The organism is Lysinibacillus sp. COL-1 (assembly GCF_059814265.1).
This window is the reverse complement of the sequence record NZ_JCAWSJ010000003.1, coordinates 539,724-561,588: the sequence shown is the minus strand read 5'-3', so window position 1 is coordinate 561,588 and position 21,865 is coordinate 539,724. Positions and strand designations below refer to the sequence as shown.

Below are 21,865 nucleotides of genomic sequence, written 5' to 3'. Positions count from 1 at the left end.
GAACGGGAAAATAAAAAACCGATCTATAAAGGAAGTTTTTATCCTATAGAACGGTTTAAAATATTTTTAATTTAAAAAAATTCATATAATCCATTTTTAAAGTAATTGTATTCATTTTGGTCTATTAACTTAACGCCGTACCCTTCATAGAATATCTGTTCGTCTTGTTCTGTTTCAAATACATGTGGTTTAGGGCGTACCGCCAGAGCAACATCATATCGTGGATCACCTAATGCTCCAGCACTCCAATCGATAACTCCTGAAATTTTTCTATTCTGTACAAGAACATTGTCAATTGTGAAATCACCGTGTATAAATGTTTGCTGAATGATTTTTGGTTTTTTCCTTTTCAATTTATCTAATAATTTTGGAGTGCCATCTACTTTAAAATTTTTCAAATTAAACTCAGCTTGTCCCAACATATCGTCTATCCATGGTGTGTCTTTTACTAACTCTTGTGGACATCGGGTTGAATGAATGGCAGAAAGGATCTTTCCAAAGTTAAATATTATTTCATGTCTGTTTTCCTCTTTAATCTCATTTTCTAGTGCACTTCTAACGGTGTCTCCTTCTAAATATGCCATTAAAGCCCATGACTGATTTTCTAATGGTTGTTCAATAAAATAATGCAACGTTGGAACTGGTAATGTAGATTTTGATAAATGTTTAAGGACAGTTGCTTCTTTCGTTAACCAGGAACAAAATTGTTTTCCTTTTGTTCTTTTTAAAACGAATATTCCTCTTTTAGAATTAAGAATTCCTACATCCGATGTATGTCCTTGTCTTGGAAAATAAATATGGATAACTCCTCCAACATACTCAATTATGTCTTTAGGTATTTCATTTCGTTGTATGGGATGCAAAATTTTCACCACCAATGCTACTTATTTTAATCAGCCTTTCTTTTTCCTCTAGTTTGATAAAGAACAGGATCTATATTACTCCACACATAAATTAATAAGTCTAAGTCTTTATTTCCTATATTAATCTTTTCCGTTTTTTCTAATCTAGCACCCAATCTCTCATAAAAACGCTTCGACTGATTACCCTCTAAAACCTCAACAAATATTTTTTCATAGCCTAATGCTTTCAACTTAGTAAACAATTTATTGACTAGTTTACTGCCTATTCCTTGACCCTGAAATGGGTCTAAAATGTAGATTGATGTTAAATCCCCAGACCCTTCAATTTCATTTTCAGCTCTCTTACCACCATCAGTAAATCCAATAATTTCCCCATTATTGTTTTCTGCAACAAAGACATAATGATCAACTTTAGAGATGTTCCTTACCCATAATTCTGTTCTTTGCTCATAAGACAATTTTTCTAAATACTCGGTAGGAAGAATATTTTTATAAGTATTCTTCCAACTATCTACATGAACTTTTGCTATGCCTTTAGCATCCGACAATTTTGCTTCCCTTATAATCATGTTCCACACCTACCTTCGTATTTACTGTTTATTCAATATGTATGTATGTATTTATATCCTCTTTTGGCATAAAAAATTTTAATCATTCACGCGAGGTTTAGAATGCAATATTATTATTGATGACAAATAAAAAAACGCTTCTTACACTAAGTAAGAAACGTTTCTATAGACAGTTTTAACATACTGTCTAGGATACCGGTGGTCGGGGTCGAACCGACACTCCAAAGGAACACGATTTTGAGTCGTGCGCGTCTGCCAATTCCGCCACACCGGCATAATGGAGATAAAAAAAATCGGATACACCGATTAGAGTTAAAATATGGAGGCGGCAACCGGATTTGAACCGGTGATAAAGGTGTTGCAGACCTGTGCCTTACCACTTGGCTATGCCGCCATCGAAGTTGGAGCGGAAGACGAGGTTCGAACTCGCGACCCCCACCTTGGCAAGGTGGTGTTCTACCACTGAACTACTTCCGCAAAATGGCTGGGGTACCTGGATTCGAACCAGGGCATGACGGAATCAAAATCCGTTGCCTTACCGCTTGGCTATACCCCAAAAGATAATTATATAAATGGGGCGACTGATGGGAATCGAACCCACGAGTGCCGGAACCACAATCCGGTGCGTTAACCACTTCGCCACAATCGCCATTATATTATAATTTTTATTAATTTTACTTTAAATGGGGCGACTGATGGGAATCGAACCCACGAATGCCGGAACCACAATCCGGTGCGTTAACCACTTCGCCACAATCGCCATAAAATTAATTGGCAGGGGCAGTAGGAATCGAACCCACACCAAAGGTTTTGGAGACCTCTATTCTACCGTTGAACTATGCCCCTATAATAATAAAACTGGTGGAGGGGGACGGATTCGAACCGCCGAACCCTAAGGAGCGGATTTACAGTCCGCCGCGTTTAGCCACTTCGCTACCCCTCCGGGAATACATGGTGCCGGCGATAGGAGTCGAACCCACGACCTACTGATTACAAGTCAGTTGCTCTACCAACTGAGCTACACCGGCAAAAAAACATGATGGGTCAGGACGGAATCGAACCGCCGACACTTAGAGCTTCAATCTAATGCTCTACCAACTGAGCTACTGACCCTTGTTATTAAAATAAATGGCGGTCCCGACCGGGATCGAACCGGCGATCTCCTGCGTGACAGGCAGGCATGTTAACCGCTACACCACGGGACCATTTGGTTGCGGGGGCCGGATTTGAACCAACGACCTTCGGGTTATGAGCCCGACGAGCTACCACTGCTCCACCCCGCGATAATCATATACTATTGTAAAAATAATGGTGGAGGATGACGGGCTCGAACCGCCGACCCTCTGCTTGTAAGGCAGATGCTCTCCCAGCTGAGCTAATCCTCCATCTGGGTATTTAAATGGTGACCCCTACGGGATTCGAACCCGTGTTACCGCCGTGAAAGGGCGGTGTCTTAACCACTTGACCAAGGGGCCAACTTTTGGAATAAATCAAAGTGCTGGCGGAGAGTAAGGGATTTGAACCCTTGAGACAGTGTTAACCGCCTACACGATTTCCAATCGTGCTCCTTCGGCCACTCGGACAACTCTCCAAGAATGGCTCCGAAGGCAGGACTCGAACCTGCGACAACCTGATTAACAGTCAGGTGCTACTACCAACTGAGCTACTTCGGAATAATTTTAGTATATAGCCTAGCGACGTCCTACTCTCACAGGGGGAAGCCCCCAACTACCATCGGCGCTAAAGAGCTTAACTTCCGTGTTCGGTATGGGAACGGGTGTGACCTCTTTGCCATCATCACTAGACTATTTGAAAGACAATACTTATTATAACATATTTTATCAAAATTACAAGTATATTATAATATTTTTTATTCTTTCAAAACTGGATAAACGTACATTGAATGGTTCAAACATTTTGGTTAAGTCCTCGATCGATTAGTATTCGTCAGCTCCATGTGTCACCACACTTCCACCTCGAACCTATCTACCTCATCGTCTTTGAGGGATCTTACTTACTTGCGTAATGGGAAATCTCATCTTGAGGGGGGCTTCATGCTTAGATGCTTTCAGCACTTATCCCGTCCACACATAGCTACCCAGCGATGCCTTTGGCAAGACAACTGGTACACCAGCGGTGTGTCCATCCCGGTCCTCTCGTACTAAGGACAGCTCCTCTCAAATTTCCTACGCCCACGACGGATAGGGACCGAACTGTCTCACGACGTTCTGAACCCAGCTCGCGTACCGCTTTAATGGGCGAACAGCCCAACCCTTGGGACCGACTACAGCCCCAGGATGCGATGAGCCGACATCGAGGTGCCAAACCTCCCCGTCGATGTGGACTCTTGGGGGAGATAAGCCTGTTATCCCCGGGGTAGCTTTTATCCGTTGAGCGATGGCCCTTCCATGCGGAACCACCGGATCACTAAGCCCGTCTTTCGACCCTGCTCGACTTGTAGGTCTCGCAGTCAAGCTCCCTTGTGCCTTTACACTCTACGAATGATTTCCAACCATTCTGAGGGAACCTTTGGGCGCCTCCGTTACCTTTTAGGAGGCGACCGCCCCAGTCAAACTGTCCGCCTGACACTGTCTCCTGCCCCGCTAAGGGGCATGGGTTAGAATTTCAATACAACCAGGGTAGTATCCCACCGACGCCTCCTTCGAAGCTGGCGCTCCGAGATCTCTGGCTCCTACCTATCCTGTACAAGTTGTACCAAAATTCAATATCAGGCTACAGTAAAGCTCCACGGGGTCTTTCCGTCCTGTCGCGGGTAACCTGCATCTTCACAGGTACTATAATTTCACCGAGTCTCTCGTTGAGACAGTGCCCAGATCGTTACGCCTTTCGTGCGGGTCGGAACTTACCCGACAAGGAATTTCGCTACCTTAGGACCGTTATAGTTACGGCCGCCGTTTACTGGGGCTTCAATTCGCAGCTTCGCTTGCGCTAACCACTCCTCTTAACCTTCCAGCACCGGGCAGGCGTCAGCCCCTATACGTCACCTTACGGTTTTGCAGAGACCTGTGTTTTTGCTAAACAGTCGCCTGGGCCTATTCACTGCGGCTCTCATGCGCTTGCACGCTCAAGAGCACCCCTTCTCCCGAAGTTACGGGGTCATTTTGCCGAGTTCCTTAACGAGAGTTCTCTCGCACACCTTAGGATTCTCTCCTCGACTACCTGTGTCGGTTTGCGGTACGGGCACCTCTCACCTCGATAGAGGCTTTTCTTGGCAGTGTGAAATCAGGAACTTCGTCCATACGGACTCGCCATCACAGCTCAACGTTACAGTGTGCGGATTTGCCTACACACACGCCTTACTGCTTGGACGCGCATAACCAACAGCGCGCTTACCCTATCCTACTGCGTCCCCCCATTTCTCAAACGGTGAGGAGGTGGTACAGGAATATCAACCTGTTGTCCATCGCCTACGCCTATCGGCCTCGGCTTAGGTCCCGACTAACCCTGAGCGGACGAGCCTTCCTCAGGAAACCTTAGTCATACGGTGGACGGGATTCTCACCCGTCTTTCGCTACTCATACCGGCATTCTCACTTCTAAGCGCTCCACCAGTCCTTCCGGTCTGACTTCAACGCACTTAGAACGCTCTCCTACCACTGACATCGTAGATGTCAATCCACAGCTTCGGTGAATCGTTTAGCCCCGATACATTTTCGGCGCAGCGTCACTCGACCAGTGAGCTATTACGCACTCTTTAAATGATGGCTGCTTCTAAGCCAACATCCTGGTTGTCTGTGCAACGCCACATCCTTTTCCACTTAACGATTACTTTGGGACCTTAGCTGGTGGTCTGGGCTGTTTCCCTTTTGACTACGGATCTTATCACTCGCAGTCTGACTCCCGTGTATAAATATCTGGCATTCGGAGTTTGTCTGAATTCGGTAAACCGGGATGGCCCCCTAGTCCAAACAGTGCTCTACCTCCAGTATTCTCATCACGAGGCTAGCCCTAAAGCTATTTCGGAGAGAACCAGCTATCTCCAAGTTCGATTGGAATTTCTCCGCTACCCACACCTCATCCCCGCACTTTTCAACGTGCGTGGGTTCGGGCCTCCAGTAAGTGTTACCTTACCTTCACCCTGGACATGGGTAGATCACCTGGTTTCGGGTCTACGACCACGTACTATTTCGCCCTATTCAGACTCGCTTTCGCTGCGGCTCCGCCTTCTAAAGCTTAACCTCGCACGTAATCGTAACTCGCCGGTTCATTCTACAAAAGGCACGCTATCACCCATTAACGGGCTCTAACTACTTGTAGGCACACGGTTTCAGGATCTCTTTCACTCCCCTTCCGGGGTGCTTTTCACCTTTCCCTCACGGTACTGGTTCACTATCGGTCACTAGGTAGTATTTAGCCTTGGGAGATGGTCCTCCCGGATTCCGACGGAATTTCACGTGTTCCGCCGTACTCAGGATCCACTCAGGAGAGAACGAACTTTCGACTACAGGGCTTTTACCTGCTCTGGCGGACCTTTCCAAGTCGCTTCATCTAACTCGCTCTTTTGTAACTCCGTATTGAGTGTCCTACAACCCCAAGAGGCAAGCCTCTTGGTTTGGGCTCTTCCCGTTTCGCTCGCCGCTACTCAGGGAATCGATTTTTCTTTCTCTTCCTCCAGGTACTTAGATGTTTCAGTTCCCTGGGTCTGCCTTCAAGACGCTATGTATTCACGTCAAGATACTACGCGATTAAACGTAGTGGGTTCCCCCATTCGGAAATCTCCGGATCAAAGCTCACTTACAGCTCCCCGAAGCATATCGGTGTTAGTGCCGTCCTTCTTCGGCTCCTAGTGCCAAGGCATTCGCCGTGCGCCCTTAATAACTTAACCAAGTTATTAAGCCTATAAAAAACTTAAAAAATAAATGTGTTTGTTACAATTTCAATGTCGTTTTATCCAGTTTTCAAAGAACAAAGCTACTGCCTGCTTATACATCTCGCAGCTTTGCGACGAAAGCGTAGCGACAGGAGCACATAATTAGAAGTAATTCATTCAAGAAGAATGAACCTTCAAAACTGAACGCAAAACGTAATCTTACAAACCCTAGGTTTGTATTCCGAAATAATCCTTAGAAAGGAGGTGATCCAGCCGCACCTTCCGATACGGCTACCTTGTTACGACTTCACCCCAATCATCTATCCCACCTTCGGCGGCTGGCTCCAAAAGGTTACCTCACCGACTTCGGGTGTTACAAACTCTCGTGGTGTGACGGGCGGTGTGTACAAGGCCCGGGAACGTATTCACCGCGGCATGCTGATCCGCGATTACTAGCGATTCCGGCTTCATGTAGGCGAGTTGCAGCCTACAATCCGAACTGAGAACGACTTTATCGGATTAGCTCCCTCTCGCGAGTTGGCAACCGTTTGTATCGTCCATTGTAGCACGTGTGTAGCCCAGGTCATAAGGGGCATGATGATTTGACGTCATCCCCACCTTCCTCCGGTTTGTCACCGGCAGTCACCTTAGAGTGCCCAACTAAATGATGGCAACTAAGATCAAGGGTTGCGCTCGTTGCGGGACTTAACCCAACATCTCACGACACGAGCTGACGACAACCATGCACCACCTGTCACCGTTGCCCCCGAAGGGGAAACTATATCTCTACAGTGGTCAACGGGATGTCAAGACCTGGTAAGGTTCTTCGCGTTGCTTCGAATTAAACCACATGCTCCACCGCTTGTGCGGGCCCCCGTCAATTCCTTTGAGTTTCAGTCTTGCGACCGTACTCCCCAGGCGGAGTGCTTAATGCGTTAGCTGCAGCACTAAGGGGCGGAAACCCCCTAACACTTAGCACTCATCGTTTACGGCGTGGACTACCAGGGTATCTAATCCTGTTTGCTCCCCACGCTTTCGCGCCTCAGTGTCAGTTACAGACCAGATAGTCGCCTTCGCCACTGGTGTTCCTCCAAATCTCTACGCATTTCACCGCTACACTTGGAATTCCACTATCCTCTTCTGCACTCAAGTCTCCCAGTTTCCAATGACCCTCCACGGTTGAGCCGTGGGCTTTCACATCAGACTTAAGAAACCACCTGCGCGCGCTTTACGCCCAATAATTCCGGACAACGCTTGCCACCTACGTATTACCGCGGCTGCTGGCACGTAGTTAGCCGTGGCTTTCTAATAAGGTACCGTCAAGGTACAGCCAGTTACTACTGTACTTGTTCTTCCCTTACAACAGAGTTTTACGAACCGAAATCCTTCTTCACTCACGCGGCGTTGCTCCATCAGGCTTTCGCCCATTGTGGAAGATTCCCTACTGCTGCCTCCCGTAGGAGTCTGGGCCGTGTCTCAGTCCCAGTGTGGCCGATCACCCTCTCAGGTCGGCTACGCATCGTCGCCTTGGTGAGCCGTTACCTCACCAACTAGCTAATGCGCCGCGGGCCCATCCTATAGCGACAGCCGAAACCGTCTTTCAGTGTTTCACCATGAGGTGAAACAGATTATTCGGTATTAGCCCCGGTTTCCCGGAGTTATCCCAAACTATAAGGTAGGTTGCCCACGTGTTACTCACCCGTCCGCCGCTAACGTCGAAGGAGCAAGCTCCTTCTCTGTTCGCTCGACTTGCATGTATTAGGCACGCCGCCAGCGTTCGTCCTGAGCCAGGATCAAACTCTCCATAAAAGAAATTTGAATAGCTCAAATTGTTTTGCTGGCATCATTTTGATGTCCAAAATTTTGTTTTGTTCATTAACCGAAGTTAGTTACTAAAAACTTTATTGATTACGTTTTGCTTGTTCAGTTTTCAAGGTTCATTATTCGAGTCGTTTTTCAGCGACTTCTTAATATTAACATCTCGCTCAAATCATGTCAACTACTTTTTTGAAAAAGTTTTTTATGTTTTTCATCGAGCATTTCGTTATGTCTTAGCGACAATTAATATAATACAATACCAAGATATCATTCGTCAACTACTTTTCTAAAAAAATATCGAGGTATTTTTAAATACCTCGATTACAAGCATACTACAGTCATTGCCCCATTTCTAGTGCCTCTTTATTGACCTTGTAATGACGGTGAAATATCATCTCATTTTTTGCAGCAATTGGTTCTATTTGAATATAGCCTTTATCCACTAAATATTCGACAAACACTTCTAAATCTACTGAGTAATTCATGAGCTCATGATGGTCATGCAATTCCTGAATCGTCCACATGTCTTTCGTTTGCATAACTTCTAATATATGCTGTGCACCATCACGTGTACGAGAATGAATTAAAAACTCACTTGCTAAAAACAATAATTCTAAGCGCTTTTCTATTGGCTCATTACTCGTCACTAGCTCTTCATACAGCTTGTAGATAGCAGGCTCTATTTTTTTCACTTGTGCCCAAACAGTAACTTCAGGGTATAGTCCGCTATCTATAATAGAAAGACGACCCAAATGATGTAATGAATCGACTACGTGATTATAAGCATCCAAGTAACTTCCTTTATCGAAGTATTCTTTCCCCTCCAGATATCTGCGAATTAACTTTGAGAATTGGATGCCTGTTTTAATTTTACGACCGCTATACGGGAATTCTTGCAATTCTATTTTTAATTTATGCAAAAATTCATTACGATCAAATAACACCCTTCCAAAGAAAATCCAATCGACTACCTTCTTATTAGAACCGATGAGCAACCATTTTCGTATTAACTTCTCTGTAACTGTATGTAGAGCTACTTTATTTCCTTCATATAAGTAATGTTTCGAAAAGACTGGCTGCTCTGCTTCTTTTACGATAATTAATAAAACTGTATCAAATGTATCTGTAACGTTACTATGTTCCTCACGCTTCTCCACTAAAATTACGCCTAATGTATTCGACTGACTCGCACGTTCTTGGTAGATTGGACGCAATACCTGCTCCATGTTCAGCCCCCCTTTATTCATATAGGTTCTCTTGTTCCGTTAAAAATTCGACATACTCTAAAAGTATTCCTTCTTTCATTCATCTCAAAGCTAAAATACTTCGCCCTTATATGTTATAGTAGATTTTAGATTGGGAGGCAAGATGAAATATGAAACCTTACAAAAGTAAAATTAATAAAATTCGTTCATTCGCATTAGCACTAATCTTCTTCGGTTTTATTGTCATGTACGGAGGAATTTTCTTTAAAAATAGCCCGATATTAGTTTTAATTTTCATGTCATTAGGTGTTTTATGTATTATCGGTAGCACAGTCGTATATGCTTGGATCGGGTTGCTTTCAACAAGAGCTATTCAAGTGGAATGTCCTAATTGTCATAAACATACAAAGGTTTTAGGGCGTGTTGATATGTGCATGTACTGTAATGAACCACTAACGCTTGATCCAACTTTAGAAGGTAAAGAGTTTGATCAATCCTATAATAATAAAACAAAAAAATCCTAGCCCTTGTAAGAGCTAGGATTTTTATTGTACTTTAGCAGTAGCAACTTTACATGATGGACAAGTGCCGTATATCTCTAAACGATGCGAGTGCACATCAAAACCAGTTACCTGTGATGCAAAATGCTCTATTTCGTCGAGTCCTGGATAATGGAAATCGACGATCTTACCACAGCATTCACAAATCATATGGTAATGGTCATTTGTCACGAAATCAAAGCGACTTGAAGCATCTCCATAAGTCAGTTCTTTCACAAGACCCACTTCACGAAATACGCGCAGGTTGTTATAGACAGTCGCTACACTCATATTAGGGAACTTTCCCTCAAGTGCTTTATAAATTTCATCGGCAGTAGGATGTGCCATTGATTGAATAAGATATTCCAAAATAGCATGACGCTGAGGAGTAATACGAACACCAGTTGTTTTTAACGTGTCCAGTGCATCCTGTAAATGCGTTGCAGACATCGTCATGCACCTCTTCCATAAGTATTATTAATTTATAATTGTTATAAATAGTGTATCCAATTCGCACTACTTCGTCAACAATCACACATTGCTTATTCTCAATAAATCAATGGCTGGCCCTTAATATCCTCTAGATAAATCCATCGTATTTTCTAAATCCGTGTCACCCTTCAGCCATTTTGTTAGGCTTGGCTTGAAAATTTCTAAGCTTCGTTCAACATAACGAGAAGAATGGCTAGATACATGTGGTGATACAATGACATTCGGTAACGTCCATAATGGATTGTCCGTTGACAGAGGCTCTTCTTCAAAGACATCTAAAACGGCGTAACCAATTTGCTCTTTTTTGATTGCTTGAATGAGTACCTTTTCTCCCACTAAATTGCCTCGACCAAAATTCATGAAGATGGCGCTATTTTTCATAGCAGCAAAATGCTCTTCTTTTAATAAATGGGTCGTTTCTTTTGTTTTTGGTAACACCGAAATAACGATATCCGCATTAGGTAAGGCCTCTTTTAATTGAGCAAAGCTAATCATCGTATCCATATACGCCGCTTCTTTTCCAGAGCGGTTGCAACCAATCGTCGTCACACCAAAAGCCTGCAATAAACGCCCAACTTCTGAACCAATCGCTCCTGGGCCTAAAATAAGCGCCGTACTATCTCGTAATTCCGTTTGCTGCGCTTTTTTCGACCATTCACTTTTCTTTTGCTGCTCATACATCCAAGGTAACGCACGTTTAATCGCTAAAATATGGGCAAGCATCGATTCAGCCATTGGTGTTTTATGAATACCACGGACATTCGAAACTAAAATCCCACGTTCAATAATCGCTTGAGCTGGCATTTTTTCTATACCTGCTGAGGCAACGAAAATCCATTTTAGCTTTGTCGCATATTGGATACTTTCTTCTGTTAAATCTTCACCATATGTAACTAAAACATCCGCTTGTTGAAGAACTTCATTCGATAAGCCACTTTTGAAGATAAAATCAACCTGTGGAAATTCTGCTAATAACGGCTCTCGTAAATCTGGTCTAGGTTCAAATGTAAAATAGATTTTCACTTTGCTGCCTCCTGATCTGCTAAATAGGTATACACTTCTTCAATATGATTTTTTACACGTACTTTACGCCAAGCTTTTACAAGCTTACCCTCAGTATCAATTAAAAACGTTGAACGCTCTATGCCCATATATTCACGTCCATACATTTTCTTTAAAACCCACACACCATATGCTTCAGCAACGGTATGATCGTCATCAACTAATAATGAAAACGGTAAACCATGCTTATCAATAAATTTTGTATGTTTGTTTGCGTTATCTGGACTAACACCCAGAACAACAGCATTTAAATGACTGAAGTCCTCGAACTTATCACGAAAATCACAAGCCTCCGTCGTGCAGCCTGGTGTCATATCTTTGGGATAGAAGTATAAAATAACATTCTGTCCTTTCAAATTAGCTAACTGCACCATTTCTCCCTTTTCATTCATTAGAGAAAAATCTGGCGCCTTTTGTCCTTCTAGTAAAGTCATAACAATCTCCTCCTCTGTAGGTTCTATTTTACTCTAAGTAACAAATCAAGTCATATTCCTTAATTTCTTTGGATTTCTTACAACGATAGGTCTACAATAGATTACGTATAAAAAGTTAGGAGGCAATTCTATGAATCACGCAAAATCTGAAGCAATACATGCAGAGGCTATACAGCATATCGTGGGTGGTGTAAACAGCCCTTCTCGTTCATATAAAGCAGTAGGTGGCGGTTCTCCTGTGGCAATGGCTCGAGGAAAAGGCGCTTATTTTTGGGATGTAGATGGCAATCGTTATATCGACTATCTAGCAGCATATGGACCAATCGTTACTGGTCATGGCCATCCTCATATTGCAAAGGCCATTACACATGCAGCTGAAAATGGTACATTGTTTGGAACGCCGACTGAATATGAGGTTACTTTTGCAAAAATGCTAAAAGAAGCCATCCCATCTATGGACAAAGTGCGTTTTAACAACTCTGGTACTGAGGCTGTTATGACAACTATTCGTGTTGCACGCGCCTATACAGGCCGAACAAAAATCATGAAATTTGCTGGTTGCTACCACGGTCACTTCGATTTAGTATTAGTAGCTGCCGGTTCTGGCCCAGCAACATTAGGAACGCCTGATTCAGCAGGTGTAACAACTTCGACTGCTGAAGAAGTTATTACGGTACCTTTCAATAGCCCTGAAGCCTTTACAGAAGCTATGAATAAATGGGGCGAGGAAATTGCAGCGATCTTAATTGAACCAATCGTAGGCAACTTCGGTATTGTGGAACCAAACCCAGGTTTCCTTGAATTAGTACATGCGACAGCAAAAGAAAAAGGTGCTTTAACGATTTACGATGAAGTCATCACAGCCTTCCGCTTCCACTATGGCGGTGCTCAAAATTTACTCGGTCTAACACCTGATCTAACAGCACTGGGGAAAGTTATTGGCGGTGGCTTACCAATCGGAGCATACGGTGGTCGTAAAGAAATTATGGATACAGTTGCACCCCTCGGCCCTGCATATCAAGCAGGTACGATGGCTGGAAACCCTGCCTCTATGCAAGCAGGGATTGCCTGCCTAGAAGTGCTACAAACACCAGGTATTTACGATGAAATGGATCGATTAGGTGGAATTCTAGAAGAGGGTATTTTAGCTGCTGCCAAGAAGCATGGCGTAACCATCACGTTAAATCGCCTCAAAGGGGCACTAACGATTTACTTTACAGATGTGAAAGTAGAAAACTACGACCAAGCTGAAAACTCTGACGGTGAAATCTTTGGTCGTTTCTTTAAATTGATGCTTGAGCAAGGTATCAATCTAGCTCCTTCTAAATACGAAGCGTGGTTCTTAACAACTGAGCATATGGAAGCAGATATTCTTGAAACTATTAAAGCCGTAGATACTGCGTTTTCTCAATTGTAAGCATGTGACAATACAAAGGCGACTTGTTAGTAAAAGTCGCCTTTTTCATATTCAAGCATACAAATCTATGTATTTTATGTGCACTTCCTTCTATAATGTAAAGAAACTAAAAAATATTAGACAGAAAGGACATCTTTATGAAATTAGGTGCCCGTGTATTTAAAACTGGTGTCGCTATTGTCTTAGCACTGTTTATCGCAGAGTTATTAAAGCTACCTTCACCTGTTTTTGCTGGAATTGCAGCCATTTTTGCGATTCAGCCTTCTATTTATCGTTCATATCAAACTATTGTAGAGCAAGTGCAGGCAAATATTATAGGTGCGACTATCGCCGTTATGTTTGGCTTACTCTTTGGCCATCATGTTGTTGCCATTGGCATAGCCGTCATAATAGCTATTGGTTTAATGTTGAAGTTTAAACTTGAAAAATCGCTTTCGTTGGCGTTGGTGTCAGTCGTGGCTATTATGGAATTTCAAGGCGATGACTTCTTAACGTTTGGATTGATACGCTTTGTTACTATATTAGTTGGAGTGTTAGCAGCATTTGTTGTTAACCTTGTTTTCCTACCACCGAAATACGAGGTAAAACTATTCCGTAAAATCTATATTTTACAGGACGATATTATTCGTTGGACACGACTTGCTGTACGTCAGGCTTCTGAGCATACATCCACAAAGGGAGCATTAAGTAAATTTAAAAGCCGTATGTTGCGCGTGGATACGCTGTATGATTTATTCAAGGAAGAGCGTAATTACTTCAAAAATAAAAAGTATGTGAAAGCACGTAAACTTGTAGTCTATCGTCAAATGATTTTAACTTCCAAAAAAAGCTTAGAATTACTACAGCGTTTGCATAAGCATGAAAACGAATTGGCGCAGCTACCTACGCAATTTCACTTGATGATACAGGAGCGACTTGATTCCTTATTAACATACCATGAACAATTGCTCTTGAAATATACAGGGAAATTAAAGCCTGAGCATTCACAGTGGAGTAAAAGCATCGACTATGTCCAACGCAATGAACTGATGGAAATTTTCATCAAGCAAGTCAACTTTGCTCGCGAAGAAGGCGATATGGAATTTTCTAGCTATCACCTACTTTATATACTATCGCGTATTTTAGATTATGAGGAAAATCTAGAGCATCTAGATACACTCATCGTATCCTATCAAAGTCATCATGGACATGAAATCAATGTAGAATTTGAAGAAGAATTTATTTAACTAGCGTTTTAAGCGACAGATGATCTTAAATCAAGGGGAGTTTGAACATCCGCTAAATCAAGATTAATCTGTCGCTTTTACTATACAAAAAAAATCCTCCAAGTAGTGACCTACTTTAGAGGAAGGGTGTTAGTTTCGCAATGTTAGCAGCTGTTGCTCTGCTTGCTGACGTTTTACCGTTTGCTCATCACGTAAATGCTGATAATTTTCAATACCTGAAACAATAATGTCCCACATTTCTTCGAGGCTCTGTGTTGGGCCTGATTGCTGACCCATAGCAGTGCTTAATTGCACCGCTTCATCGCTAGCTCCTCCGAATTGCTTCAGACGATTTTCAAAGGCTGATGCAGATTGATTTTGTAATTGTTGTCGCCTATCATTCACCGCATTCATTAATCCCATTTTAAAAACAGGGATGGTCTTAACAAAAGCGCCATTAATTTGTTCAATCAGTTCACTATTGCCATGACGTAGCATTTCGATTTGCGGAGCTGTTAAAATGGCGACCATACGTGATTTTTCTAATTCATCTATTTTCTGTCGGAGCATCTCAGCAATTGCTTGCAAACTATTCAGCTCCATTTTCGCCACCTGATTACCAGCCTCGCTCTGCTTTTCATACATCGGAATCAATGTTGTTTGTACTTCATGTAATTTTATATCAGTAGCTACTATATATTTTTCTAGTTCAAGATAGTACATCAAGTCCTCGTTATATAATCGTGCAAGTATTCGATTATCCTTCGCTAATTCCTCTTCCATCAACACAAAATGATAATGAATTTTCTCAATATCTCTACCCAGTACATTGTATTTGGCAAATAAATCTTCATCATTTTTAGTTTTACGTGCAAATAGCTTTTTAAAAAAGCCCTTTTGCTCAGTAAAATCTTTTTTATCAAATGTCTGCATTAGAGCTTCAAGCTGCTTAAATAATTCATTTGATTCGAAGGATGTTGAGCGGGTGATAATAGCTAAAATCTGATCTGCAAATGTAGCTAATTTTGTCGCTGGCTCTTTTCCCAGCGCCAATAGTTCTAACTGATTTTTCACATTGATTCGATTAGCAATATGCTGAACCTCTGCATGGTCTCGCAACTGTTCTTTGACGGCGTCAGCGGTTTCTAAGGTCAGCTGCTCCAACGTCTTCGAGATATTTGACATTCGTGCCGCCTCCTTCCTGCCATTAGAAAAAACGATTAAAGAGTTTTTTAATGATTTTATCGGGTGCAGTTTTTTGCTGTTTGGGTTCTTCATAGGGCAAGTCAAATAGCATATGTTCTAAACGATGTACATCGAATGTATCCTCTTGCAAATGCTTTTCTAAGTCAAGTTGGCCTGTCGGATTATAAAATATAATATCCATACCAAAACGATTTAAAAATGCCAATAATGCCATATCCTCACGTGATAAAGCTGGTTGCTGAGGTGCTTGATATAATACCAGTTTGGGTACATCTTGTGAATAATCAAAGCTTTGCATTAATCGCAGGATATCCTGAGGAATCATCGTCATTTGTTTGAATAAAAATAACTGTAAATCATATAAAGTCTCATTTGGCTGTTGTTTCAACATGGGCTGCTCACAGGAAGTTTTTATCGTGTGGGCGATTGCACGCTGTAGCTCCAATGTTAACTCACCATATTGCCACCAATCACTTTGCATAATACGCTCTACTGACAGCTCCCCATTCACTAAGCAATGCTTATAATGAAAATGAAAATTGGCTCTGCTTGTTGCTGCATAAGGAAATTCCTGTACAAAAACGGTTTGCGAACTTGTCAGTAATTGATGCATTTGATGCCAGTATTCTTCTCTTTGGCTTGAAACACCACTAATTTTCGCAAATATAACTGGGATGATTACCTCATCTCCAATCACTTCAAACTGCGGTCGAACCAAAGCCTTCTCTTTTGCATAAATAAAAATATCATCATATGTCATCCGTAATGTTAATGAACGTGGCATAAAATCTTTAAACTGCCAAGGCTTATAGACACCTGATTGTTGATCATGCATTAATTGTTCAAAATGCTGACTAGAGCGATAACCTACCGTTGCCTGCCGATCGCGAAGCTTATCAGGAAATGGCTGTAAAGTTGTTTGATTAGCATATGCGTACGTGATAGAGAATGTATCAGTAGGGTCAATCTCTGCTAATTCATCTATTTTAGCTGGATCGAAAATTAAGACGTCACAGCCAAGCTCCATTAATAGTAATAAGAAATAACGCTGACTTATAGTGGTTTCCCCATACCAAACAACTTTAGGAAAATCATCCGTTGGTTTCATGGATTTTGTCCATATAATCCAATGGTTTTTTAGCCACTTCACCATATCAATTAAAAATCGGCGAAAATCATTTGCTAGCAGACCTAACGATTGTTGTTGTTGGAATAGTTCTACTACTTTAATGGTCGCTAATTGTAAATGGCGATTCATAACACCATCATCATGCTTTGGTATTAACTGATGACCATACATCATCGCCACTAGACGATTAATAGATAGCCCTTTTGGCGTTTGTTGATGCTGCGATAAAATTGTTTGTATGGCTTGAAAATCCTTTTGTTCAATATGCTTATTTAATTCTTCACTTAAAATATGGATATTAGCGTTTTGTGACAATGTAAATAACGAATTGAAATAATCATCTTCTTCGATTGGTACACCTAATACACGAACAGCAATCCTACTAAAACTAACTTGTTGTGCTGTTTCCTCATAAAATGCACGATCCTTTGGTGAATCTTGAAACGCCTGTAGCCAATCATCAGGATGACGCTCCAACACTGATTTAATTGTGATTGTTTGCATACAAACGCACCTCCTAAAATCATCCTCAGCATATGCTGAAGCATTCATTTGTCATAGGACGACTCTATCTTATGACAAAAATAATTGAAAGCTTATACTATTGTCTGTTGTGAAGTCATCTGTAAAACCGTATCTAGCAAATCTTTAGTAAATGCTTCACCATTATAAGCCGAGTAAGTTGTATTTTGTAAAACTTTTGGCTGTTTATCCTTTAAATCTCCATGATTCGGTGTAAAAGCTAAATCAGCCATCGCCAGCATTCCATAATCCATAATAGAATCCCCTGCCGCTATATGCACATCGTATGTACAGAACTCTTTCATATATTCGATAGCCGCTTCCTTCGTCAGTACCTTGGGCATAAAATACAATTTTTTACCTTGTAAAAGAACATACCAGCCATACGTATCAAACTCTTGAATCATAGCTTGTAATTCCATGTGTGGTAAAGTTTCAAGATCCACATGGTGTACATAAAACAGATTATCTATATACAAAGAACGTTGTAGCCATGTATCGGATTTAATTGATTGAAAATGCTTTAACAGATCCTCTCGTGGGATTGAAGAATCTTCAATACGTCTACATAGTGTTTTCGTCCATTTTTCAGAGGGCTGGCCCTTTTCTAATATTGTACCCCCATTGCTTGTAATTGCAAAAGCAGGACACATATCACTAATAAAATGAATTCTTTTATATTGATGTAATGCCCTAGTCGTAACAGGTACAAATATTGTTTGTTGGTGTATCTGTTGCAATAGAGATGCTGTTGCCTGCGTCATCATGCTCATTGCTTTCTCCGCCTTGTGTTCAACGACCACTGTCTCTGTAATCGGCGGAAAACTCTCCATCATACGTTGAGAATAAATAAGCGTTCTATCTAAATCCGATGTAAATAGTATCATCATAATCTCCTCTATAATGCTTTGATTAAGCCACAACATGCATAGGACATATTCGAATATTCTTCTACCTGTACATTTTTTTCTTTGGCTAATAATAAAATATGTTCCAATTCATGCAAGTACTGTGGATTAATTAAAATTTTCCAAGGTAACCGTCGAAGCAACACTCTAGTCGTCTCACCTACACCTGGTTTGATAAAATGAATATTCTCAATGCCAAAATCGCGTTGAATCTTTTGCACAGACTTCATGCCCTCCCAAGTAATGGGAGCGATGACCTGCTCTTGAAATTGTTGCAATATCGTACTCTGTACATGTTCAAAACATGTGACGATACGTTCTATGTACAGGTTAGAGACATCCATATCTTCTAACTCTTTGTAGTATTTAGCACCATGAAAGTCATTTGCATCCATGAACTGTAAATTTAACACCGTTCTACTCACCAATCCAGATACAGTCGAATTTAAACAAGCAGACGGGATTAAAAAGTCTTGACGAGTTCCATAGATGGTAGCACAATGCCCAGGATCAGCCAATACAGCTAAATTGGCATTTAATTGTCCGGGCTGTTGCGCATTAAATTTTTGACAGGAATGGATTAATTCATTGGTAATTGCCCCTTTTCCTGTCCAGCCATCAATAAATTGAAGATTTCCTAGGGGATGCTCTGTCAAAATGTAACGGATCGCTACCTCATCAAACCCTCGACCACGTAGTATAGAAATAGAGTAATGTGGAATATTCACCCTATATCGCATGGCTATATACCGTTTGATTAAAATGCCAATGGGTGTACCTGCCCTTGCTAAACTAACAAGCACTAAGTTTTCTAGCCCTCTATTTTCAATGATTTGCTCTGCCACCACTCCAACAGCGATGGCTACTCTCTCTACATACGCATCTAACGTTTTATAAAAAAGATTCATATAGGTGTTAGATGGTTGCCTTTCCATTGGTAGCATTTCAGAATAATGTGTGCCTGATTGAATAAGCTGTTCACGTTTTTCATTATCCAGTTCAAGATAAACATGCCCAATATCACGCAATAAAAATAGAACATCATCTGGTGCATAGCTCCCCATTTTGTCTGGCTGCAAAGTTGAAATCATTGTTCTACCTCCCATTCATGCATACAAATCACGTAGACTTTGGCGTTACTTAGTATTTGTAACTCATTTACCACACGAGCAACAACCTCTTTACTTGCTATACGTTCCACCATAAAGAAAAGTTCCGTGTAGGATTGGCTTTGTATATTATATAAATAATTATCAACGCCATTATTCTCTGGACTTTCAAAGGCTATTTTTTCAGTAATCGTGTATCCTAAATCGTCCGTACAATAGATCGGACTACGAGTAGTTGATTGAAAATAAACGTCGTTTCCTAAATAAGAGGCAATTTGCATAGGAACATACATAAACTCACCTGTTCCAATAACTAATGCCGGACCATCTGTACGAAGCTTTTGTAATTGCTTGGCGATGGTCTGTAACATTTTCTTTTGTTGAAAATGCTGTTTTGACGTGAGCATAAATCTCCCTGTTGCTACTAGATAGGGTTGACTATTTACGAATTTATTCTCAGCAATAGATCGATAAAACTTACGATCAATAGATTCTTGAATTGGCCATAGTGTCAGATTATTTGTAGGTTGTGTTAGTATATTAGGCTGTGTGCTCGTTAAGCTTGGTATACCAGAACAATTAAAGTGTCCACACATGATTGAGGTGAACGTAATGGAAATACCCCATTGCTCTTCTAATTGCTGAAAAATCTTTTGTTGCTGTTCAGAACGCCAATCTAAAATAGAGAGCACAGCATACTGCTTAACTAACGGAAATTTCTGTCTTAATGTTTGAATGATATTAATAACCGTATTTCCAGTAGTAATCTCATCATCAATTAACACAATGTCTTTAGCTTGTAGTAACACTTCTGGCTCCTCAGTATAAATTCTATGGCTTGTCGCATGGGAGTGTTCTTCCTCAAATGTAACAAAGGGCTCAAAATCGGGAAGCACTTCACGTGTTGTGTGAATATACATTGCATTGGAATCGTATGCGTTAAATACCGCATGTCCTAGTGCAGTAGCTGTCTCGGCAAATCCAATGAACAATGTTTCTTGTGCTAACTCGAGGCTACCCTCTGTAGAATTTTGTACTTCTGACAAATCCGCATTTTGTACTTCTGACAAACCCGCACCCTCTTTTAAAGCTTTAACGACTGCTGATGAAGCTGCTACTTTTTGTCCAGTAAGATGCTGATGATACATCATGGCGAGCAGGGTCCCTGTCAGTAAGGGCACTTGCGGGCGCACAGCTAAATGTTTACCAAGTACGGTGCTTACAAACAAAAATTGCCTTTTCTTATTAATACGAGCAGCCATTTTAAACAAGTTGGTTAGCGCAAAATTATGCGGATTGTGGGTAATTTCTATATCGATTGAATAATCCGGTAAAATGCTTAATTTACTCATTTGTTGTTGCATAAACACTACCACCTATTTCTGAATTTAATAAGAGTGAGGCAAAATCGACAGATTCATGATAGACACCATAGACCTGTGCCTGTTTTAATATTCGCTGTGCCCATCTCATATGTGGTTTGATTTCATTCATCTTGTTCGCATAGTGACTTTTCATCACACCTTTGCGACCATCATTATTCTCTACAATACTTAGAGCATCTAAATATTCTTCATAGGAAATGGCATAGAGGGCATGAACAACACGGATATGACTAGGATGAATAATTGTTTTTCCCACAATACCATTTTGTTTATCCATTAACACTTCTTTCATTAATCCATCTAAACAATCGTCTAATAATGCTTTCCTCGTATCAAGAGCTCCCTTTTCACTAAATGGTGTTTCTCTTAATGCAGGCTTTAATACACGCTGATTACTAAAATACTCCCACACAGGCCCGGAGATAACAAACCCGTCTTCCTCACGACCAAGGACGTTGACAATATCTGCAATACAATCACGGATCACACTGATATCATAAATGGTCGAGTCCATACGACGACGAATTCCATAAATGCCACAGAAATCAGTAGCACCAATACGTACATTTAATACACGAGCTCTGTATTGATGTAGCACTGCCTTAATGTCTAATAATGCTTCCATGCGAGATTCCTTATAGAGCACCTCACGGCTCTCTAAAATCGGCATACCATATAAAATTAAGTCATTTTCTAAAATTGTTTGTTCAAGAAGCTCAAAATAACGGGCGCCCTGTGCTGCTGTAAACTTTGGAAATACATAGCCCGTTAATATTTCTTGCTTTTCCCCTAAAATAGTTGTTAACCTTTGAAATTGCTCAACATGACGTACACGAATAAAAAGTAATGGTAGATCCTGAAGTAATAATTTTTTTTGTTGATAGAGTGCATATAGCTCACTAATATCCTCCATCAACTTCGCTTCACAATCTCGTAATTCTATATCGCCTACTGCATCCTCCAGATCAATGACGAGCGATGTGAGTTCTTCATATTTTTGTGATTGAATCAAACTCACAATCGCAGGCATAGAAGCTGGCATATACAGAGTCGCACCTAGAGCATATGATAAAATATCTGGCGTTTCCCACTTAGTAAAAGGCTGTGGCTTCTTAAAAAAAATCGTCTCTGCTTCTGTTGCAAAGTGTTGCATCTAATCCTCTCCCCGATAA

General features: G+C 41.3%; 15 protein-coding genes, 16 tRNA genes and 3 rRNA genes. 3 read left to right on the top strand and 31 right to left on the bottom strand.

The genetic code is table 11. The features are described 5' to 3' along the window. Positions 1-71: 71 nt before the first annotated feature. The 22 genes from AC6BKE_RS07150 to AC6BKE_RS07045 all read right to left on the bottom strand — a co-directional run bounded on the left by AC6BKE_RS07150 (position 72) and on the right by AC6BKE_RS07045 (position 9,306). Positions 72-872 carry a phosphotransferase family protein gene (locus AC6BKE_RS07150; protein ID WP_499856296.1) on the bottom strand — a complete coding sequence of 267 codons (801 nt, stop codon included), beginning with the start codon at positions 870-872 and terminating at the stop codon, positions 72-74. 17 nt (positions 873-889) lie between these two features. Continuing rightward, on the bottom strand, positions 890-1,432 hold the full coding sequence (locus tag AC6BKE_RS07145) for a GNAT family N-acetyltransferase (RefSeq protein WP_499856293.1): 543 nt from the start codon (positions 1,430-1,432) through the stop codon (positions 890-892). Positions 1,433-1,625: 193 nt separating this feature from the next. Beyond that, positions 1,626-1,706, bottom strand: a tRNA-Leu gene (locus AC6BKE_RS07140). A 46-nt stretch (positions 1,707-1,752) separates the two neighbouring features. Further along, positions 1,753-1,826: transfer RNA gene (locus AC6BKE_RS07135), tRNA-Cys, on the bottom strand. An 8-nt stretch (positions 1,827-1,834) separates the two neighbouring features. Beyond that, positions 1,835-1,909: transfer RNA gene (locus AC6BKE_RS07130), tRNA-Gly, on the bottom strand. Between the two features lie 4 nt (positions 1,910-1,913). Further along, positions 1,914-1,988 (bottom strand) — tRNA-Gln (locus AC6BKE_RS07125). Between the two features lie 17 nt (positions 1,989-2,005). After that, positions 2,006-2,081, bottom strand: a tRNA-His gene (locus tag AC6BKE_RS07120). A gap of 35 nt (positions 2,082-2,116) precedes the next feature. Then, positions 2,117-2,192: transfer RNA gene (locus AC6BKE_RS07115), tRNA-His, on the bottom strand. A gap of 12 nt (positions 2,193-2,204) precedes the next feature. Next, positions 2,205-2,278: transfer RNA gene (locus AC6BKE_RS07110), tRNA-Trp, on the bottom strand. 13 nt (positions 2,279-2,291) lie between these two features. After that, positions 2,292-2,375, bottom strand: a tRNA-Tyr gene (locus AC6BKE_RS07105). A gap of 9 nt (positions 2,376-2,384) precedes the next feature. Further along, positions 2,385-2,460, bottom strand: a tRNA-Thr gene (locus AC6BKE_RS07100). 12 nt (positions 2,461-2,472) lie between these two features. Beyond that, a tRNA-Phe gene (locus AC6BKE_RS07095) sits at positions 2,473-2,545 on the bottom strand. Positions 2,546-2,561: 16 nt separating this feature from the next. Beyond that, a tRNA-Asp gene (locus AC6BKE_RS07090) sits at positions 2,562-2,637 on the bottom strand. Positions 2,638-2,640: 3 nt separating this feature from the next. After that, positions 2,641-2,715: transfer RNA gene (locus tag AC6BKE_RS07085), tRNA-Met, on the bottom strand. Between the two features lie 26 nt (positions 2,716-2,741). After that, positions 2,742-2,817 (bottom strand) — tRNA-Val (locus AC6BKE_RS07080). 15 nt (positions 2,818-2,832) lie between these two features. Then, positions 2,833-2,907 (bottom strand) — tRNA-Glu (locus AC6BKE_RS07075). A 24-nt stretch (positions 2,908-2,931) separates the two neighbouring features. Then, positions 2,932-3,023, bottom strand: a tRNA-Ser gene (locus tag AC6BKE_RS07070). A gap of 5 nt (positions 3,024-3,028) precedes the next feature. Continuing rightward, positions 3,029-3,105 (bottom strand) — tRNA-Asn (locus AC6BKE_RS07065). Between the two features lie 16 nt (positions 3,106-3,121). Then, positions 3,122-3,237, bottom strand: a 5S ribosomal RNA gene (gene rrf, locus AC6BKE_RS07060). A gap of 112 nt (positions 3,238-3,349) precedes the next feature. After that, positions 3,350-6,277: ribosomal RNA gene (locus AC6BKE_RS07055) — 23S ribosomal RNA — on the bottom strand. Between the two features lie 242 nt (positions 6,278-6,519). After that, positions 6,520-8,071, bottom strand: a 16S ribosomal RNA gene (locus tag AC6BKE_RS07050). Together the 16S, 23S and 5S rRNA genes with 16 tRNA genes alongside form the textbook arrangement of a ribosomal RNA operon. A gap of 347 nt (positions 8,072-8,418) precedes the next feature. Beyond that, complete coding sequence (locus AC6BKE_RS07045; protein ID WP_036122165.1) at positions 8,419-9,306, bottom strand: nucleotidyltransferase-like protein; 888 nt, start codon at positions 9,304-9,306, stop codon at positions 8,419-8,421. 149 nt (positions 9,307-9,455) lie between these two features. Between AC6BKE_RS07045 and AC6BKE_RS07040 the strand changes: the two genes are divergently transcribed. After that, the gene (locus AC6BKE_RS07040) at positions 9,456-9,809 is read left to right on the top strand and encodes a YgzB family protein (protein WP_004230509.1); all 354 of its coding nucleotides are present in this window, start codon (positions 9,456-9,458) and stop codon (positions 9,807-9,809) included. A 21-nt stretch (positions 9,810-9,830) separates the two neighbouring features. On the opposite strand, the gene perR is transcribed toward AC6BKE_RS07040, so the two are convergent. The 3 genes from perR to bcp all read right to left on the bottom strand — a co-directional run bounded on the left by perR (position 9,831) and on the right by bcp (position 11,812). Beyond that, positions 9,831-10,274, bottom strand: a complete 444-nt coding sequence (perR, locus tag AC6BKE_RS07035; protein WP_004230508.1) for a peroxide-responsive transcriptional repressor PerR — start codon at positions 10,272-10,274, stop codon at positions 9,831-9,833. A gap of 120 nt (positions 10,275-10,394) precedes the next feature. Further along, complete coding sequence (locus tag AC6BKE_RS07030; RefSeq protein ID WP_036122172.1) at positions 10,395-11,339, bottom strand: D-2-hydroxyacid dehydrogenase; 945 nt, start codon at positions 11,337-11,339, stop codon at positions 10,395-10,397. Further along, positions 11,336-11,812 (bottom strand): thioredoxin-dependent thiol peroxidase, encoded by a 477-nt coding sequence (gene bcp, locus AC6BKE_RS07025; protein ID WP_036122175.1) that lies wholly within the window; start codon positions 11,810-11,812, stop codon positions 11,336-11,338. Before bcp ends, AC6BKE_RS07030 begins: the two co-directional genes overlap by 4 nt. A gap of 130 nt (positions 11,813-11,942) precedes the next feature. Between bcp and AC6BKE_RS07020 the strand changes: the two genes are divergently transcribed. After that, positions 11,943-13,229, top strand: a complete 1,287-nt coding sequence (locus AC6BKE_RS07020) for a glutamate-1-semialdehyde 2,1-aminomutase (RefSeq protein ID WP_499856291.1) — start codon at positions 11,943-11,945, stop codon at positions 13,227-13,229. Between the two features lie 137 nt (positions 13,230-13,366). After that, positions 13,367-14,455, top strand: a complete 1,089-nt coding sequence (locus AC6BKE_RS07015) for an FUSC family protein (RefSeq protein ID WP_036122179.1) — start codon at positions 13,367-13,369, stop codon at positions 14,453-14,455. A 129-nt stretch (positions 14,456-14,584) separates the two neighbouring features. Here AC6BKE_RS07015 and AC6BKE_RS07010 read toward each other — a convergent pair whose 3' ends face one another. The 6 genes from AC6BKE_RS07010 to AC6BKE_RS06985 all read right to left on the bottom strand — a co-directional run bounded on the left by AC6BKE_RS07010 (position 14,585) and on the right by AC6BKE_RS06985 (position 21,846). Next, positions 14,585-15,619 carry a toxic anion resistance protein gene (locus AC6BKE_RS07010; RefSeq protein WP_330493920.1) on the bottom strand — a complete coding sequence of 345 codons (1,035 nt, stop codon included), beginning with the start codon at positions 15,617-15,619 and terminating at the stop codon, positions 14,585-14,587. Positions 15,620-15,641: 22 nt separating this feature from the next. Further along, a complete protein-coding gene (locus AC6BKE_RS07005) occupies positions 15,642-17,273 on the bottom strand; it encodes a YceG family protein (RefSeq protein ID WP_499856288.1) in 1,632 nt (543 codons plus the stop codon). A 92-nt stretch (positions 17,274-17,365) separates the two neighbouring features. Further along, a complete protein-coding gene (locus AC6BKE_RS07000; RefSeq protein WP_499856286.1) occupies positions 17,366-18,178 on the bottom strand; it encodes an HAD family hydrolase in 813 nt (270 codons plus the stop codon). Positions 18,179-18,189: 11 nt separating this feature from the next. Next, positions 18,190-19,290 (bottom strand): cysteine protease StiP family protein, encoded by a 1,101-nt coding sequence (locus AC6BKE_RS06995; RefSeq protein WP_499856284.1) that lies wholly within the window; start codon positions 19,288-19,290, stop codon positions 18,190-18,192. Then, a complete protein-coding gene (locus tag AC6BKE_RS06990; RefSeq protein ID WP_499856282.1) occupies positions 19,287-20,672 on the bottom strand; it encodes a phosphoribosyltransferase family protein in 1,386 nt (461 codons plus the stop codon). The genes AC6BKE_RS06995 and AC6BKE_RS06990 overlap by 4 nt, the downstream gene beginning before the upstream one ends. Further along, positions 20,653-21,846, bottom strand: a complete 1,194-nt coding sequence (locus AC6BKE_RS06985) for an HpcH/HpaI aldolase/citrate lyase family protein (RefSeq protein ID WP_342544309.1) — start codon at positions 21,844-21,846, stop codon at positions 20,653-20,655. The genes AC6BKE_RS06990 and AC6BKE_RS06985 overlap by 20 nt, the downstream gene beginning before the upstream one ends. Between the last annotated feature and the right edge of the window lie 19 nt (positions 21,847-21,865).